The organism is Variovorax sp. TBS-050B (assembly GCF_029893635.1).
Taxonomy (GTDB): domain Bacteria; phylum Pseudomonadota; class Gammaproteobacteria; order Burkholderiales; family Burkholderiaceae_C; genus Variovorax.
Window position 1 is genome coordinate 322197 of sequence record NZ_JARXYR010000001.1, and the last position, 17117, is coordinate 339313.

The window sequence follows — 17117 nt, forward strand, 5'->3', positions numbered from 1 at the left end:
CGCGAAACCCCGGACAATTTCGGGTGCCTCGGTAAGATGTAAACAAATTAGTTAACACGTTCTCGGGCGTAACATTCCTGGAACCACCGAGGGCGTCATGAACGCACAAAGCCAAACACCACGGCGATCCCGGCTGTACCTGCCGGTCGCCGGCAAGTTCACCATCGCGCTGATCGGCGCCATCGCCTGGATGGCGTTCTCGATCTGGATTGCGCAGAAGTGGTTCGACGACCTGCGCCAGCACGTCGGCCTCGCGCTCACGATCTTCCTGGTGTATGGCATCGCGATCATCCCGGGCTTCATGAACGCGTTCGTCGCCATCAGCCTCATGTTGGACCGGCGGCCGCGGCGCGTGCCGCTGCAGGTCTATCCGCCGATCTCCATCCTCGTGGCCGCCTACAACGAGGAAGCCTCGATCGAGGAGACGCTCGTCAGCATCGACCGGCAGAAGTACCCCGGCGAGATGCAGGTGCTGGTGGTGAACGACGGATCGAAGGACGGCACGGCCGAGGTGGTCCGCCGCGTCCAGGCGCGGTACCCGTGGCTCACCTTCGTTGACCTCGAGAAGAACGGCGGCAAGGCGCGCGCGTTGAACATCGGCTTCCAGCAGGTGCGGCACGACCTCGTCATCACGGTGGATGCGGACTCCTTCCTCTACCGCGGGGCGCTGGCCAACATCGTCGAGCGCTATCTGGAGGACCCGCCCAACACGCGCGCCGTGGCGGGCAAGATCCTGGTGCGCAACTCGCGCCTGAACTGGATCACGCGCTGCCAGGAGTGGGACTACTTCCACGGCATCGCGGCCATCAAGCGGGTGCAGTCGCTGTTCCAGGGCACGCTGGTGGCGCAGGGCGCCTTCTCCATTTACGACCGCGACGCGCTCGCCGAAGTGGGCGGCTGGCCCGAGTGCGTGGGCGAGGACATCGTGCTCACCTGGGCGCTGCTCAAGGCCGGCTATCGCGTGGGCCACTGCGAGGACGCGTGCCTGTTCACCAATGCGCCCACCACGCTGAAGCAGTTGGTGAAGCAGCGCCAGCGCTGGGCGCGCGGCATGGCCGAAGCCTTCGTGCAGCATCCGGGCATCCTGCTGAAGCCGCGGCTGTCGACCTTCTTCATTTGGTGGAACCTGTTCTTTCCCTGGCTGGACGTGGCGTTCACGCTCGGGTTCATTCCGGGCGTGATCCTCGCGCTGTTCGGCTACTACTGGGTCGTAGGCCCGATGACGCTGGCGCTGCTGCCGGCCGCCTTCGCGCTGAGCCTGCTGCAGTTCCTGATCGAACGGCGCACCTTCAGGACCCAGGGGCTCGTGGTGCGCAGGAACATCCAGGGCTTCTTCGCCTATGTGCTGCTCTACAGCTTCATGCTGCAGCCGGCGAGCGCCCTGGGCTATCTGGACGAATTGCTGAGAAAGCCGAAGAAATGGGGCACAAAGTGAAGCGGGCTTCGGGCGGTTGGCTCGTCGCGCTGTCGGGCTGCTGCGTGGCGCTGGCGGGGCCATGCCAGGCGCAGGATGTGGAGAAGGGCGCCGCGCGGTCCGACATGGCCTTCGGCACCGAGGCCTTCGTGACCAACGACAGCGACCATTTCCAGTCGCGCCGCGTGTCGGCCGAATTCTTCCCGGCCTTCGAGAACGCCGACCGCTACCTCGGCATCCGGCTCGGCGAGTACAACTACCAGCAGGACAGCTGGCGGCGCAACGGCAAGAAGCTCTCGTTCCTCGCACGCTCGGTCGAGACCCGCACCGCTGACGGCGGCAACATGGAAGTGGGCGTGTTCGAGCAGGGCGGCCATACGCTGCTCACGCTCGACGGCAGCTACCGCATCACGCCGGCCAAGCGCACGGCGGTGGAATTCATCGTCAACCGCGACTGGGTCGAGACGCCGAAGTCGCTCGACCGCGGCATCGACTTCTCGATCGTCGGCGTGGCGGTGGACCAGGGCCTCGGCGAGCACGTGACGCTGGTCGGCCTGCTCGGCCAGCAGTATTTCTCCGACGGCAACCGGCGCGACCTCGGCCGCTTCCGCGTGATCTACCAGCCCTCGCTCGATCTGGGCCTGACGCTGCAGCTGCGCTACCGCACCTACCGCAGCACGCACGAGGACGTGGACCGCGCCTACTTCAACCCGAAGAGCTACAGCGAGGGCATGTTCGCGGTGGGCTGGCGCCAGCGCTTCAACGGCTGGACCGCCTCGGTCACCGCGGGCCTGGGCAACGAGAAGATCAACCACGAGATCAGCCAGCCCACGCGCCTGCTCGACGTGAACCTGCAGAGCCCCGTGCGCGGCTCGCAGGTGTTCCGCTTCGGCTTCGGCTACAACCGCAGCACCAGCTTCTCGGGCCCGAGCTACCAGTACCGCTACCTGCGCGGGGAATGGATCATCCTGTTCTGAGGCCGTCTTCGATGGCCGCGCGTGCGTGGCGCACGAAGGCCGCGAGTTCCGCGCCGAGGTCCGCCAGCCGGTCGTCCACGCCCTGCACGTAGGCGGCGCGCGCCCGCGCGAGCACGGGGCGGTGCGCCGCGGGCAGGCGCTCGAGCACCCAGTCCGCGGCGACGTGCTTGGGCGCGATGCCGCCGGTCGCCTGGCTGAACCAGATGCGCGCCAGCGCGAGCACCACGTTGCACTCGTCGCCCTCCCAGTCCTCCGGCGCATTCCACTGCGCGACCGTGTCGGCCAGCGCCTGGCGGAAGTCGCGCGCGGGCACGGGCGCGAAGCATTCGGCGGCCGCCGGCCCGGTGAGCGCGATGCTGTGCTGCCGCGCCTTGTGCAGCAGGATCGCGATGTCGGGATCGCGCTCGGGCGGCGCGACGATGCCGGCCTGCAGCGGCTCGCGCAGCCATTCGCCGAACTGCAGTTCGCGCAGCGGCGGATAGCGCCACGGCACCACGTGCGCGCGCACCAGCAGCGTCAGCTCCAGCGGGCGCAGCGGTCCCGGCGCGCCCGGTGGCGCCGACACCTGCAGCAGCCCGCTCATCAGCGCGCGGCGTTCGGCTTCCGAAAGCGGTGCGGCGACCGTGGCGAGCAGGTCCATGTCGCTGCGCGGCTGCAGGCCGCCGTCGAGCGCGGAACCGAAGAGGTGCAGCGACTGCAGGTTGGCGCCGAGCTGCCGTTCGAGCACCGCGCGTGCAAGCGCAAGCTGGGCCGCGATGGCCGGAGGAATCGCAACGTGGTTCATCGCGGCGATGCTAACTATGCATCTGCGCTGCCGGCACGCACGCGTTCAGCTGCCGTACAGCACGAAAGGCGCCCAGTAGGCGGGCTTGCGCAGTTTCTCGCCATGCGCCCCGTCCGCGAACGCGCGCTTGGTGGCCGAGAGCGCCTGTTGGGGCGTCTCGTTGGCCGACAGGCGCGCGAAGAAGGCGGTCATGAAGCGCGCGGTGCTTTCGTCGGCCACGGGCCACAGCGTCATCAGCGTGCTGGTGTTGCCGGCCACGTAGAGCGCGTAGGGCAGGCCCATCACGCCTTCGCCGTGCACCACCTTGCCGACGCCGGTGTCGCAGGCCGACATCACGACGAGGTCGCTGCGCAGCGTGTAGCCGGGCCACTCGGCCGCGGTCAGGTAGCCGTCGATGCCGGGCGGGTTCGCCACCTGGCCGAGCACCAGCGCGCTGAGCGCGGGCACCGCGGTGCTCAGGTAGCCGTGCACCGAGAACAGCAGGTAGCGGTACTTCGAGAGCTCGCCCTCGCGGTCGAGCGAGCGCAGCTTCGATTCGGTCGCGCTGTCGCCGGTCAGGGTGTCGACGCGGCCGCGCCGCACCACGCCGCGCACGGCTTCGATCTCGCGCGCGGTGCCCGGCAGGTTCTCCCAACTGGCCTCGCGCAGCATGCCGATCGCCTCGTCGACGTCGACCTCGGTCTCGGTCTCGGCGAGCGACTGCGCCGCGGCCACGGCATCGACCGCGCCGCCGTCGGCGGCGGAGCGCGCGGCCGCCGGACGCGGCGCCTCCGCGCCGCCCTGGTAGCGCGGGTTGCCGACCGCGAGCAGCGTGCGGCGCGCGCGCAGCTGCCGGTACTCGGCGGTGCGCGACTGCAGCAGCGCGAGCATCGAGAGCGACTGCACATAGCTCACGTCGTGGCGCCGCGTGAGCGGTTCGCCGCCGACCGGCAGCGCCTCGAAGGGCAGCAGCGCGAGCGCGGCATCGGGCGAGACGATGAGCCGCTCGCGGCCCGCGGTGGCGCTGGCGAGCGGCGCCAACAGATGGCTCGCGAGCAGTTCGCCGATGGGGCGCGCATCGCCGACCTGCTCGGCGCCCGGCGCGGGCGGCGTGTTCGACGGCGCGATCCGGTAGCGCGCGGGCCCGAGCTTCCACACCGCCTGTCCGCCCTCCAGCGCATCGCCGACCAGCTTGCGGTAGGCCTCGACGGTGTCGCTCAGGCCGGGCAGCGCGGGCAGCTCGACCGCCTGCACCAGGCCGCGGCGCTCGACCACGAAGGCCAGCACCCGGTCGCCGTCGGTCAGGTAGCTCAGGAAGGCGCTGTTCGCGGGCAGCAGCTTCGCGGCATCGGCGAGCGTGGCCTGTGGCGGGTCCATGAGCAGGCGGTACTTGGGATGGCGCTCGCGCAGCTCGCGCTGCAGGTCGGCATAGGCGCGGACCACGCGGTTGCGCTCCGACTCCAGCGCCTGGCGCCGGTCGGTCTGGCCCTTGGCTTCGTCGAGCGCGCGGTCGAGCGCCGCGAGTTCCGCCTCGTGGCGCTCCACCGCTTCCTGCGCCGCGCTGGGCAGCACGCCGGCGCGGTTCGCGCGCTGCAGCGCCGTGCTCTCGAGCAGCGTGCGCGCCTTGGACAGTTCGGCCAGCTGGAAGGCCTGCTCGGACGCGCCCTCGCGCAGGCTCGCGAGCGCGTAGTGGCGATAGCCTTCGACATAGCGCTCGAACAGCGTGCGCCGGCTCTTGCTGCTCAGCCCGTGCTGCGCGCGCAGCGCCTCCACGTCGGTGCGGAACGCGGGCAGCAGATGCCGCACGTCGTCGATCCGGTCGGCCGCGATCGCCGCGCGCAGCCGCTCGACCAGCGCGAGCAGCGTGTACGGATGCTGCAGCCCGAGCAGCCGCGCATGGCCTTCGTGCGCCTGCGTCAGCTCGGCCAGCGCGCGCTGCGTGTCGCCGGCCGACAGCAGGGCGCGGCCCAGGCTCTGCCGCGCCGCGAGCGTGAGCGGATGCAGCTCGCCCATGACCTCGCGCCGCGCCTCGTAGGCCTGCGTCGAGACCGCGAGCGCCTCCGCGTGCGCGCCCATCTGCTCCAGGATGCTCGCGTGGATGTTCATCGCATAGAGCGTGTCCGGATGGCGCGGACCGAGCACCTCGCGCAGCCGCTCCCAGGTCGCCGCCGCCATGCGGCGCGCCTCCTCAAGCCGGCCCGCGCGCCGCAGTTCGAGCGCGAGCGCGGCCGCCGCGTTCAAGGTGCCGGGATGCTGCGGCCCGTAGGCGGCCGCGGAGAGCTCGTGCAGCCGCTGCGACAGCGCGAGCGCCTCGCGCCGCCGTGCGAGCGCCGAGTACGAGGCCGAGAGGCTCGCGAGCGAACTCAGCGTGTCGGGCGCGCTCGCGCCGAGCGTGGTCTTGCGCGCCTCGTACACGCGCTCGTGCAGCGCGAGCGCCTCCGCATAGCGGCCGAGGTCGGTGTAGAAGGTCGCGACCGCATTGCGGAAGCGCAGCGTGGTCGCATCGTTCGCGCCCCAGCGCGCCTCGGCACGCGCCGCGAGCCCCTGCGAGGCTTCGAGCGCTTCCGCGTAGCGCCCCATCTGCGCCAGCGTCACGGTGCGGTTGTGGCGCGCGACCAGCGTGTTGCGCGCATCGGGGCCGGCGAGCGCGAGCGTCTTGCGCTCGATCTCGTCCTGCATCTCGAGCGCCTCGGCGCAACGCCCCAGCTTGCACAGCTGCAAGGCAAAAGCATTACGCGCGGCCAGCGTCGCGTTCGCATCGGCGCCCCAGAAGGCGGTGCGCAGGGCGACCTTCCTGTCGATGAAGCGCAGCTGCGCCTCGTCGTCGAAGCGCGCGGCGGCGTTGTCGATCAGCCGGTCGAGCAGCAGGTCGCGCGCCAGGTAGGGCCGCATCGGGTTGGCCGCTTCGTCGGCGACCGTGTCGAGCGACTGCTGCAGCAGGTCTTCGGCATCGCGGAATGCGCCGCGCTGCGCGAGGCCGCGGGCCTCGACGACCTTGTCGCGCAGCGGCAGCAGCGGGCCGTCGAGGATGCGCAAGGGATCGCGCTGCGGTGGTGGTGCTGGCGGCGATGCTGTCTGTGCAATGCACGGCGTGATGGTCAGGAAAAGAAACAGAAGGAACCAGCGCGAATTTTTCGGTAGCATCTGCGGCCTTTGAACTGCACCGGAAAAAGTATAGGGCTGCATGTGGCCCCGTTCTTCCGCCTACTTCAATGCCACGAATCCTCGTAGTGCCGGTCTCGAAGAAGTCCTCGCGCATGCTGCTCGCGCTGCTCGGCAGCTTCCTCGCGGCCCAGGCGTGGGCCATCGACCTGATCACCGATGCCGAGGCGCGGCTGCCTTCGGCCTATGCCGAGGGCAAGCGTGCGGGCCTGACGCGCGGCCCCGGCATCGAAGTCCAGAGCCCGTCCGGCGCGGTCGACAAGGGCGCGATGGCGCTCAAGGTGGGCTTCAAGCCGCGCGGCGGCGTCGCCATCGATCCGAAGAGCGTGCGCGTGGTCTACATGAAGTCGCCCGCGGTCGACCTGACCGAGCGCGTGCGTACGCACGTGAGCGAGAGCGGCATCGCGATCGACGGCGCGCGCGTTCCCGCGGGCGAGCATCAGCTAAAGGTGGACGTGGCCGACACCGAAGGCCGCATCAGCAGCAAGCTGATCAGCTTCAAGGCCGACTGAGCTGCCAGTGGCCGCCGCCGCGCCCGTTGCCGCGTCGGAGTCCGCGGACTCCACGATGTCCTGCCCTTACTGCACCGAGCGCATCTCGGCGCAGGCCATCGTCTGCAAGCACTGTCATCGCGACCTGCTGTTCTTCACGCCGCTGAAGCGCGAACTCGAGGCGCTGACGCGCAAGGTCGAGAGGCTCGAGGCGCAGAACGCGCGGCTCGCGGCGCTGATCACGGAGCGCTTCGCCAAGCCCGCGGCGGCCGCCGAAGACGCTGCCGCGGCCGAGGCGTCCGACGCGCCGGCGGCCAACCAGCCGGCCGCGCAGCGCCCGCCGGGGCTGCTCGCGAAGCTGCTGTTCCCGCTGCTGCCGGTCGCCTGCCTCGTGGCCGCGCATGGGGTGATGGTGATGCTGCTCGATCTCCATCCGATCTACCTGCGCGTGCTGTCGGTAGTGCTGCCGCTCGGCTTCGGCGTGCTGTTCGTCGCCAAGTACAGGGTCCGCCTGCCGCAGCAGCTGCTCGCGGCCGGCTTCATCGCTGTGAGCTCGGTGGCCGCGATGACGGCCGTGGTCGCGCAGGTCGACGAGCAGCCTTTCCTGCCGCGCGATGCGCGCGAATGGCGCGAGGTCGTCTACTACATCCTCAGCATCGGCTTCAGCCACATCACCGGCATCCTCACGGGCATGCTGGTGCTGCGCCGGCGCAACCGCGGCATCGACCGCATGGCGACGAAGCTCGCGCAGGCGATCGAGGGCGACGCGCCGCTGCCGGGCCGGGCCAAGCGCATCAAGCGCTATACCGAGAGCATCAAGGAAGTCATCACGCTGGTGGCGCCGATCGCGACGGCGGTGCTCTCGGTCGCGACCGGCGTGGTGGGGCTGCTCAAGTCGGGCTAGGCGCCAGGCGCCACTGCCGATTGCCGAAGGCAGCGAAGCCGCGTCGGCGTACGCCGATCCACCGAGCGGGCGCAATCTTCCGTAGACGCGGGCCGTCTATTTATTTAACAATTGAAACTCAAACTTACGATTCCCCCATATTCCTGACCATGTCGCAGCGGTGCTGCGCGCTTCTCCTGCCATGAACCGTACCCACCGCATCGTCATCAACCGCCGTACCGGCGCGCGCCAGGCCGTTCCCGAGACCGCGAAATCTTCGTCCGGGGGGCGCTCGAGTGCGCACTCCGCGGTGGTCATCGCGATCGCGGCGATGCTCGGTGCGATGCCGCTCGGCGCCTCGGCCGCGGTCTACGGGTGGGGCATGTCAGTGGGCAGCTGGTTCAATGCTTTGAACTGGGATGAAGGCACGGTGCCGACGGCGGCCGACGACGCCCAGGTCTACGAAGGAGAGGCGCAGATCATCGGCGGCTCCGCCCGGGTCCACTTCCTCACGGTGGGCGACACCATCGGTGACGGCACCGTGCGCGTGCTCGCGGGCGGCCAGCTCCAGGCCGTGAAGATCGGGCTCGGCCGCGGCTTCAGGGGCACGGTGGAAGTCGATGGCGGCGGCGCCTGGCTCGACGTGGGCGGCATGACCTTGGGCTTCGCGAGCAGCGGCCAGGGCGTGCTGACGATCGCGAACGGCGGCCGGGTCACGGTCGGCGGCGTGCTCGAACTCGGCGCCACCCCGGGCGGCTCGGGCACGGTGAACCTGAACAGCGGGGGGACGCTCGAACTCGGGGGGGCAGGACTGTCTCCGCCCGCCGCGGGCGCGACGGGGGCGTTCAACTGGAACGGCGGCATGCTGCGCGTGATCAACGGGGGCCTTGCGAATGCGGTCGATGCCACGATGGGCGGCACCACCTCGACCATCGACACCAACGGCTTCGACGCGAGCCTGTCCGGCAAGCTGTCCGGCACCGGCGCGCTGATCAAGAACGGCGCGGGCATGCTGACGCTGTCGGGCGCCAACAACTACAGCGGCGGCACCACGATCAACCAGGGCGTGGTCGCGGTCGGCAACGGCAGCGCGCTCGGAACGGGCATGGTCACGATCGGCGATGCGGAGCTGCGCGGCACGATGACGACGACGCTCGCCAATTCGCTGACGATCGCCGGCAACGCGACCATCGCCGCGGCCGCCGGCACCACCTTGCGGCTCACGGGCCAGCCGGTGTTCAACGCCGACCTGAGCTTCGGCTCGGCCGGACAGGACGGCATCGTGGAGATCGCCGCCAGCAAGAGCAGCGGTGCGACGCCGGGCAAGATCGCGGTCAACCACGGCGCGCTGCGCGCGGGCGGCGATGCCCTCGCGGCGATGACGAGCGCCGCGGCCTCCACCACCGTGGCGCTCGGTGCCACGCTGGACTTCAACGACCACGGCAGTGCGCTGAGCCCGGTGAAAAGCCTCCAGGGCGAGGGCACCGTGCGCACGGGCGTGCTGGCGAATGCGGCCGTCGGCGTGGCCGCGGGCAGTTTCTCGGGCGTGATCACCGGTGCGGGCGGGCTCGAGAAGACTTCTCTCGGCACCTTGAGCCTCGGCGGCGTCAACACCTACAGCGGCGCGACGCACGTCGCGCAGGGCACGCTCGCGCTCACGGCCGCCGGACGGCTGCCGGGCGGAAGCCGGCTCACCGTGGATGCGGGTGCGACCTTCGACATCCAGGCCGCCGACACCACCGTGCCGATCGCTTCCCTCGAAGGCGCGGGCGCGGTCATGCTCGGCAGCCGGGCGCTCAGCATCAACGATTCCGCGAACGCGAGCTTCGCCGGCGCCATCAGCGGCACCGGTTCCGTCACCAAGACCGGCGCCGGCACGTTGACGATGACCGGCATCAACGACTACACCGGTGTCACCCTGGTCGCGCAGGGCACGCTCGCGCTCGCAGGCAGCGGTGCGCTCGCAAACACGGGGCTGGTGGGCATCGCTGGCGGCGCCAGCTTCGACATCTCGAAGCTCTCGGGCGCCGGCACCACGATCGGCGGCCTCATGAGCGGCGGCGACGTGCTGCTCGGCAGCAAGACGCTCACCCTGGACATGGCCGCCGGCATGAACTTCACCGGCACCATCGCGGGCACGGGTTCGCTGGTCAAGCAGGGCGGCGGCGAGTTCATTCTCGACGGCAGCAACAACGCGACGGGCCTCACGCAGGTGCTCGCGGGGCGCCTGACGGTGGGCAGCAGCGCGAGCCCGACCGCGCGCGTCGCAGGCGCGGTCGACGTGGCCTCGGGCGCCACGCTGGGCGGCTTCGGTACCGTCGGCGGCAACGTCACGCTCGCCAGCGGCGCGCACCTCGCAGCCGGCGACACCGCCACCCGCATCGGCGCGCTGCGCATCGACGGCGACCTCACGATCGGCGCCGGCGCCCAGCTCGACTTCGACCTCGGCGCGCCCGGCAGCGGCGGTGCGGCGGGGCAGGGCGACAACGTCTCGGTCGGCGGCAACCTCACGCTCAACGCGCCCACGATCAACGTCACCAACGTGGGCGGGATGGGGCCGGGCGTCTACAACCTGTTCTCGTGGGGCCAGACGCTGTTCGTGAACGGCGGCCTGATGCCGCCGCCGGGCCAGGTGATCCAGATCCTCGGGGCCAGCAAGAAGATCAACCTCATCACCGCGGCCGGCTACACGCTGAACTTCTGGAACGGCAACGGCCTTGCGAGCGGCTCCCAGAGCGGCGGCGGCGACGGCACCTGGTCGATGGGCGCGGCCAACTGGGCCGACGTGACGGGCGCAGTCGCCGGGCCGCTGCAGCCGGCGCCGGGCTTTGCGATCTTCGGCGGCGCCGCGGGCAACGTGACGGTCGACAACGCCGATGGCGCGGTCACGGCGAGCGGCGTGCAGTTCGCGAGCGACGGCTACCGGCTTGCGGGCGGCGCGCTCACGCTCGTGGCCGATGCGGGCCACCCCGCGCCGGTGGAGGTGCGCGTGGGTGACGGCAGCGCCGCGAGTGCGGGCTGGAACGCGACCATCGCCAACGTCATCGCCGGCACCGACGGCCTTGCGAAGACCGGCGCCGGCACGCTGACGCTCACGGGCGCCAACACCTACACCGGCGGCACGCACGTGCGCGCCGGCACGCTGTCGGTCGCGAGCGATGCGGCACTCGGCGATGCGGCGGGTGCGCTGGTGCTCGACGGCGGCGCGCTCCGGATCACGGGCACCGGCTTCGGCACCTTGTCGCGCAGCACCACGCTCGGCGCCGCGGGCGGCACCATCGATGTCGACAGCGCCTTCCACACGCTGACGGTGAGTTCGGCGCTCGGCGGGAGCGGCGGCCTCACGAAGACCGGCCGCGGCACGCTCGCGCTCGTGGCCGCGAACAGCTACACCGGCGGCACCGCCGTGGCGGCGGGCAGCCTCGAGGCGCTCGCGACCGGCGCGCTCGGCAGCGGGCCGGTCTCGGTGGCGAGCAAGGCGGCGCTGATCTTCGGCGGCAGCGCCGCGGCCGATGGCCTGACCATCACCGCGGCCGGACGCGCATCGCCCGCCGACAACGCGGGCTTGGTGCAGTTCCGCGACAACAGCTCGGCCGGCAATGCGCACCTCGTGATGAACACCGATGCGGTCGCCGAGTTCCGCGGCAGCGCGAGCGCGGGCACGTCGGTGATCGAGAACCGCGGCGGCATGACGCGGCTGTGGTTCAACGCCACGGCCGGCAAGTCGCAGATCACCAACTTCGCCGGCGGCGAGATCAACCTGCTCGACGACGCGAGCGCGGGCCAGGCGACCTTCGTCAACGAGAACGGCGGCCTGATCGACTTCTTCGACCGCGCCACCGCCGACCAGGCCACCGTGGTCAACCACGCGGGCGGGCGCCTGCGCATCCGCTCGCTCTCGAGCGGCGGCGTGGCGATCGGCGCGCTCTCGGGTGCGGGCCAGGTGATCCTCGGCGCCAAGACGCTGACCACCGGCGGGCTCGGCACCGACACCGAGATCTCGGGCGAGGTCTCGGGCACCGGCGGCTCGCTTGTCAAGGTCGGCAGCGGCGCGCTCACGCTCTCCGGCGCCAACACCTACACCGGCGGCACCGCGCTCAAGCAAGGGCGACTCAACCTCGGCCACAGCCAGGCGCTAGGCACCGGCGCGCTCGCGATGGACGACGGCACCACGCTGGGCTTCAGCGCCGACGGGCTCACCATCGCCAACGCGATCGAACTCACCGGCAGCAACGATCCGGTGATCGACACCGGCGCCTTCAGCGCGACGCTCGCCGGTGCGATCAGCGGCGGCGGCTTCATCACCAAGCAGGGGACAGGCACGCTCACGCTCACCGGCGCCAACACCTACACCGGCGCGACCGATGTGGCGCAGGGCATCTTGCGTGCGGGTGCGGTCAACAGCTTCAGCGCGGCTTCGGCCCACAGCGTGGCTGCCGGTGCGACGCTCGATCTCGCGGGCTTCAACCAGACCGTCGCCTCGCTCGCCAACAGCGGCACCGTCTCGCTCGCCGGCAGCACGCCGGGCACCACGCTCACCGTGCGCGGCAACTACGTCGGCAGCAATGGCGTGCTGCGCCTGGGCACCGTGCTCGGCGAAGGCGGCACCTCGGACCGCCTGGTGATCGACGGCGGCACGGCGAGCGGGCGCACCACCGTGCAGATCGCCAACCTCGGCGGCCTGGGCGCGCTCACGAGCGGCAACGGCATCGAAGTCGTCACCGCGCAGAACGGCGCAACCACCACTGCGCAGACCAGCAAGGACGCCTTCACCCTCGCGGGTGGCCATGTCGATGCAGGCGCCTACGAATACCGCCTGCATGCGGCCGATGCGAGCGGCGCGGGCGAGAACTGGTACCTGCGCTCGACGCTCCCCGCCACCCCGGGCACGCCGGCGGCCCCCGTGATCACCTACCGCGCCGAAGCCTCGCTCCATGCGGCGCTGCCGAGCCAGTTGCGCCAGGGCAACCTCGCGATGCTCGGCGACCTGCGCAAGCGCGTGGGCGACGACGAGGTGAAGGGCAGTCCCGCCGCATCGAGCGGCCCGCAGCGCCGCGCCTGGGCCCGTGTGCTCTCCACCGACCTCGACATCCGGCAGGGCGGCACCGTCTCCCCCACGAGCAGCGGCCGCCTCACGGGCGTGCAGGCCGGCACCGACCTCTTCGCCGCGCCGAACTGGCGCGCCGGCCTCTACGTCGGCCAGCTCGACGGCGATGTGCGCGTGCGCGGCTTCGCAAGCGGCCTGCAGAATCTTTCGGTGGGCCGCAACGACCTGCGCAGCCAGTACTTCGGCGTCTACGGCACGTTCACGAGCGACAGCGGCTTCTACGCCGATGCGGTCGTGCAGTCCGGCCGGCACCGCGCGACGGCCGAGACCATGTTCGGCGCCGGCAGCATGGTCAAGGGCCACAGCCTGCTCGGCTCGCTGGAAATTGGCCAGGCCTTCGCGCTCGGCGCGGGCGGCTGGCAGATCGAGCCGCAGCTGCAATTGATCCACCAGCACATGGACCTCGACAACACGGCCATCGCCGGCGCGGTGGTGCAGCCGCGCGCGGACAGCGGCTGGATCGCGCGCGCGGGCCTGCGCGTGAAGGGCGAGATCGCGACCGGCCTCGGCACGCTGCAGCCCTATGGCCGCGTCAATGTCTATCGCAGCTCCAGCGGCATGGACCTCGCGCGTTTCGTGAACGGCGCCACGACCACCGACATCGTCGCGCCCACGGGGGGCACGAGCACCGAACTCGCGGGCGGCTTCACGCTCGCGCTCGGCCCGACGACCAGCCTCTACGGCGAGCTCGGCAAGCTCTGGGCCTCGGGCGGCAAGGCCAGGGTCGGGAGCTCGGTCAGCGGCGCGGTGGGCGTGCGGGTGCGCTGGTGAACGGCCGGCTCACGCCACCCACCATTCCTGCACCAGGAACGGTGCCTGCGCACCGGGCACCGAGACCATGATGTGCCCGCGCCCGCAGGTCGGGCCGCAGCGGCTGCCGAGATAGCGGATCGCGACGGCCGGCACCGGCTCGGCCGCCTCCTTCACATACACGGCCGCGTTGCCGTTCTCGAGCGCCGCGAGCACCACGGCCTGCGCCGCAGCGCCGAGCGGTGCCTCGACCCGCTGCGCGCAGCCGTGCGCGTCGGTGGCGTCGGCCGCGGCCGAGAGCAGGGCGGCGGCGCGGTCGGCCTCGATCAGTGCGAGCCGCTCGGCCTCGGTGCGCCATCGCGCGGGCCGGGCCGCGGCCTGGCGCGCGAGGGCCTGCCGGTCGAGCCGCACGGTCACGCCCTCGAACGCGACGGCGAGGCAGTCGGCGGCCGGCTGCTGCCACTGCGCGACGGTGCGCGTCTGGTCCACGTCGGTGCCGGCCGGCGGGCGGTCGGCAGGGGCGGCGGTCAAGGCGGTCGAAGCGGACATGAACAGCAGGGCGAGCAGGGCGCTGCGGTACAGCGCGTGAGGACGGCGAGGCGCGGGCATGGGCGGGAAGGCGATGGCGAAGCCGCTTGTCATCTCTCTCGCGGCGCCGCGGATTCTGCCAGCGTGCCGGCCGCGCGCATCGGCCGGCTCAGGAAGCGTGAGCCGCGCGCCGCGAAGCGCCAGGGTCGGTCCACGGCTTTCGAGATGCCGATGCGCGGTCCCGCATCGACCTCGGGCGGGGGCGCGTCCGGCGCCGGCAGCGAAAGCGCGAACGGCGCCGCGCCGAGGAAGGCGCCGTTCAGCCGCAGGTCGATCGCGAGCGCCTGCGCGAGCCGCCCCGGGCCGGCGCACAGCAGCCGGATGTCCTCGAGGCCGCGGCGCTGCCGCATGCGCGCCAGGCCGTGGGTCGGCTCCAGCGCGCGGATCAGCACGGCCGCGCCGTGGCCTTCCTCGCTGCAGACGAAATTGAGGCACCAGTGCAGCCCGTACGAGCGGTAGACGTAGGCATGGCCGGGCGGACCGAACATGGCCCCGTTGCGTCGGGTCCTGCCGCCGAAGCTGTGCGAGGCCGGGTCCTCGCCGTCGTAGGCCTCGGTCTCGACGATGCGGCCGCCGACGCCGCCGATCAGCAGCCGGGCGCCGATGAGCCGCCGCGCCACCTCCGGTGCGGGCGCGGCGAAGAATTCGGCGATGCGTGCGGCGTCGCTCCGGTCCGGCATCGCCCTAGCGGCTCGTGAACACCAGCACCGAGCGGCCGGTCACGAGGTAGGGGTCGGTGCCGGCATGCGCGACGTCGCGCAGCGCCGGGTCGGCGGTGTCGAGCGCGAGTTGCCAGGCGCCCGCGGGCGGCTTCGGCAACACGAACGGCACCGGGTCCTGCCAGGCGTTGAACAGCAGCAGCACGCTGGCATCGTGCGCCTCGACCGGGATCGCCGAGGCTGGCGCGCGGCCGTGCAGCATGAGCGCGAAGGAGCGCGTGCGCGCGTCCTCCCACTGCGGCGCCTGCATCTCCGCGCCCGTGGGCGTGAGCCAGGTGGCGTCCTTGGCGCCGATGCGCTCGTACCAGGCGCCGACCAGGAAGCGGTTGCGCCGCAGCGCGGGCAGTTCGCGGCGCAGTTCGAGCAGCCGCGTCGCGAAGGCGGTCAGCGCGCGCCCGTCCTCGCTGCGCGCCAGCGCCCAGTCGACCCAGGAGATCTCGTTGTCCTGGCAGTAGGCGTTGTTGTTGCCCTGCTGCGTGCGGCCGAACTCGTCGCCGGCCAGCAGCATCGGCGTGCCCTGCGAGAGCAGCAGCGTCGCGAGCATGTTGCGCTGCTGGCGCGCGCGCAGCGCACGCACGGCCTCGTCGTCGGTCGGGCCCTCGACGCCGCAGTTCCACGAGCGGTTGTCGGAGTGGCCGTCGCGGTTGTCCTCGCCGTTGGCCTCGTTGTGCTTCTCGTTGTAGCTCACGGTGTCGGCGAGCGTGAAGCCGTCGTGCGCGCTGACGAAGTTCACGCTGGCCCAGGGCCGGCGCCCGCGCTGGTTGAAGCGGTCGGCGCTCGCGGTCAGGCACTGCGCGAGCTTGCCCGCCATGCCTTCGTCGCCCTTCCAGTAGGCGCGCACCGTGTCGCGGAACTGGTCGTTCCACTCGGCCCAGCCGGGCGGGAAGCTGCCGACCTGGTAGCCGCCGGGGCCGATGTCCCAGGGCTCGGCGACGAGCTTGACGCTGGAGAGCACCGGGTCCTGCCGGCAGCTCTTGAGAAAGCCGCTGCCGTCGTCGAAGCCGTGCGGCTCGCGCGCGAGGATGGTCGCGAGGTCGAAGCGGAAGCCGTCCACGTGCATCTCGGTGACCCAGTAGCGCAGGCTGTCCATCACCATCTGCAGCACGCGCGGATGGCTCAGGTTCACGGTGTTGCCGGTGCCCGTGTCGTTGATGTAGTAGCGCGGCTGGTCGGGCAGCAGGCGGTAGTAGCTCGCGTTGTCGATGCCCTTGAACGAGAGCGTGGGGCCGAGCTCGTTGCCCTCGGGCGTGTGGTTGTAGACCACGTCGAGGATCACCTCGAGCCCGTGCGCATGGAAGCGGTCGACCATGTGCTTGAACTCGTCGATGTGCGGGCCGTCCATGTAGCGCGGATCGAGCGCGAAGAAGCCGATGGTGTCGTAGCCCCAGAAGTTGGTCAGGCCCTTGTCGAGCAGGTACGACTGGTTGAGGAACATCTGCACCGGCAGCAGCTCGACGCTGGTCACGCCCAGCGCGCGGATCGGCGCCAGCACCTCGTCGCGCGCCATGCCGGCGAAGGTGCCGCGGAACTGCTCGGGCACGTCCGGATGCTTCATCGTGAAGCCGCGCACGTGCGCCTCGTAGAAGACGGTTTCCTTCCACGGCACCCGCATCGCGTCGGTCTGGGTCCATTCGAAGCGCGAATCGACCACCACGCACTTGGGCACGAAGGGCGCGCTGTCGCGTTCGTCGAAGCTCAGGTCGCCGTCGGGATGGCCGAGCGTGTAGCCGAACACCTCGGGACCCCACTTGAGCTCGCCCATGTAGGCCTTGGCGTAGGGGTCCATCAGCAGCTTGTGATGGTTGAAGCGATGGCCCTTCTCGGGTTCGTAGGGCCCGTGCACGCGCAGGCCGTAGCGCGCGCCGGGCTGCAGGCCGGGCACGAAGCCGTGCCAGATCTCGTCGGTGTACTCGGGCAGCGTCACGCAGCCGGTCTGCGTGGTGCCTGCGTCGTCGAAGATGCAGACCTCGACCCGGGTGGCGTGGGCCGAGAACACGGCGAAGTTCACGCCGTCGCCGGTGAACGTGGCGCCCAGCGGATGGGGAGAACCTTCGAGGACCGTGAGCGGCGGATGGGCGGGGCGTGCAGCGGGCATGGCGTGGGTGCTCAAGAGGAACGGAAGGGGTGGGAAGCGGCGTGGCAAGAGTGTCGGGCCGCCGGCCTGCGAACTTGCGTAGGCATTTGCCTCGACCCGAGCGCGGCGGCGCGGAAACACGCCGCGGCGCTGATACGCCATTGGCCGGCGCCCGGTGATGGCGGCGGC

The 17117-nt window shown here is 71.2% G+C and carries 10 protein-coding genes; 5 read left to right on the forward strand and 5 right to left on the reverse strand.

Features of this window, described 5'->3' with window-relative positions; translation table 11 throughout:
- Nucleotides 1–97: 97 nt before the first annotated feature.
- Both M2165_RS01570 and M2165_RS01575 read left to right on the forward strand, forming a co-directional pair.
- Nucleotides 98–1435, forward strand: a complete 1338-nt coding sequence (locus M2165_RS01570; RefSeq protein ID WP_280812906.1) for a glycosyltransferase — start codon at nt 98–100, stop codon at nt 1433–1435.
- A complete protein-coding gene (locus tag M2165_RS01575; protein WP_280812907.1) occupies nt 1420–2391 on the forward strand; it encodes a hypothetical protein in 972 nt (323 codons plus the stop codon). The genes M2165_RS01570 and M2165_RS01575 overlap by 16 nt, the downstream gene beginning before the upstream one ends.
- Here the strand turns inward: M2165_RS01575 and M2165_RS01580 are convergent.
- Both M2165_RS01580 and M2165_RS01585 read right to left on the reverse strand, forming a co-directional pair.
- On the reverse strand, nt 2378–3175 hold the full coding sequence (locus tag M2165_RS01580) for an aminoglycoside adenylyltransferase family protein (protein ID WP_280812908.1): 798 nt from the start codon (nt 3173–3175) through the stop codon (nt 2378–2380). The two genes, M2165_RS01575 and M2165_RS01580, sit on opposite strands and share 14 nt — an antisense overlap.
- 45 nt (nt 3176–3220) lie before the next feature.
- Entirely contained in the window at nt 3221–6190 is a 2970-nt protein-coding gene (locus tag M2165_RS01585) for a CHAT domain-containing protein (RefSeq protein WP_280812909.1), read from the reverse strand.
- Nucleotides 6191–6366: 176 nt separating this feature from the next.
- On the opposite strand from M2165_RS01585, the gene M2165_RS01590 reads away from it, so the two are divergent.
- The 3 genes from M2165_RS01590 to M2165_RS01600 all read left to right on the forward strand — a co-directional run bounded on the left by M2165_RS01590 (nt 6367) and on the right by M2165_RS01600 (nt 13568).
- The gene (locus M2165_RS01590; protein ID WP_280812910.1) at nt 6367–6828 is read left to right on the forward strand and encodes a hypothetical protein; all 462 of its coding nucleotides are present in this window, start codon (nt 6367–6369) and stop codon (nt 6826–6828) included.
- A gap of 55 nt (nt 6829–6883) precedes the next feature.
- On the forward strand, nt 6884–7711 hold the full coding sequence (locus tag M2165_RS01595) for a hypothetical protein (protein ID WP_280812911.1): 828 nt from the start codon (nt 6884–6886) through the stop codon (nt 7709–7711).
- A 181-nt stretch (nt 7712–7892) separates the two neighbouring features.
- Nucleotides 7893–13568: an autotransporter outer membrane beta-barrel domain-containing protein gene (locus tag M2165_RS01600; RefSeq protein ID WP_280812912.1), complete on the forward strand. Its 5676-nt coding sequence runs from the start codon at nt 7893–7895 to the stop codon at nt 13566–13568.
- 9 nt (nt 13569–13577) lie between these two features.
- On the opposite strand, the gene M2165_RS01605 is transcribed toward M2165_RS01600, so the two are convergent.
- The 3 genes from M2165_RS01605 to glgX are packed head-to-tail and all read right to left on the reverse strand — an operon-like array spanning nt 13578 to nt 16949.
- Entirely contained in the window at nt 13578–14156 is a 579-nt protein-coding gene (locus M2165_RS01605) for a hypothetical protein (RefSeq protein ID WP_280812913.1), read from the reverse strand.
- Between the two features lie 29 nt (nt 14157–14185).
- Complete coding sequence (locus tag M2165_RS01610; RefSeq protein WP_280812914.1) at nt 14186–14815, reverse strand: DNA-3-methyladenine glycosylase; 630 nt, start codon at nt 14813–14815, stop codon at nt 14186–14188.
- A 4-nt stretch (nt 14816–14819) separates the two neighbouring features.
- Nucleotides 14820–16949, reverse strand: coding sequence for a glycogen debranching protein GlgX (gene glgX, locus M2165_RS01615; protein WP_280812915.1), 2130 nt, complete (start codon nt 16947–16949; stop codon nt 14820–14822).
- Nucleotides 16950–17117 lie beyond the last annotated feature (168 nt).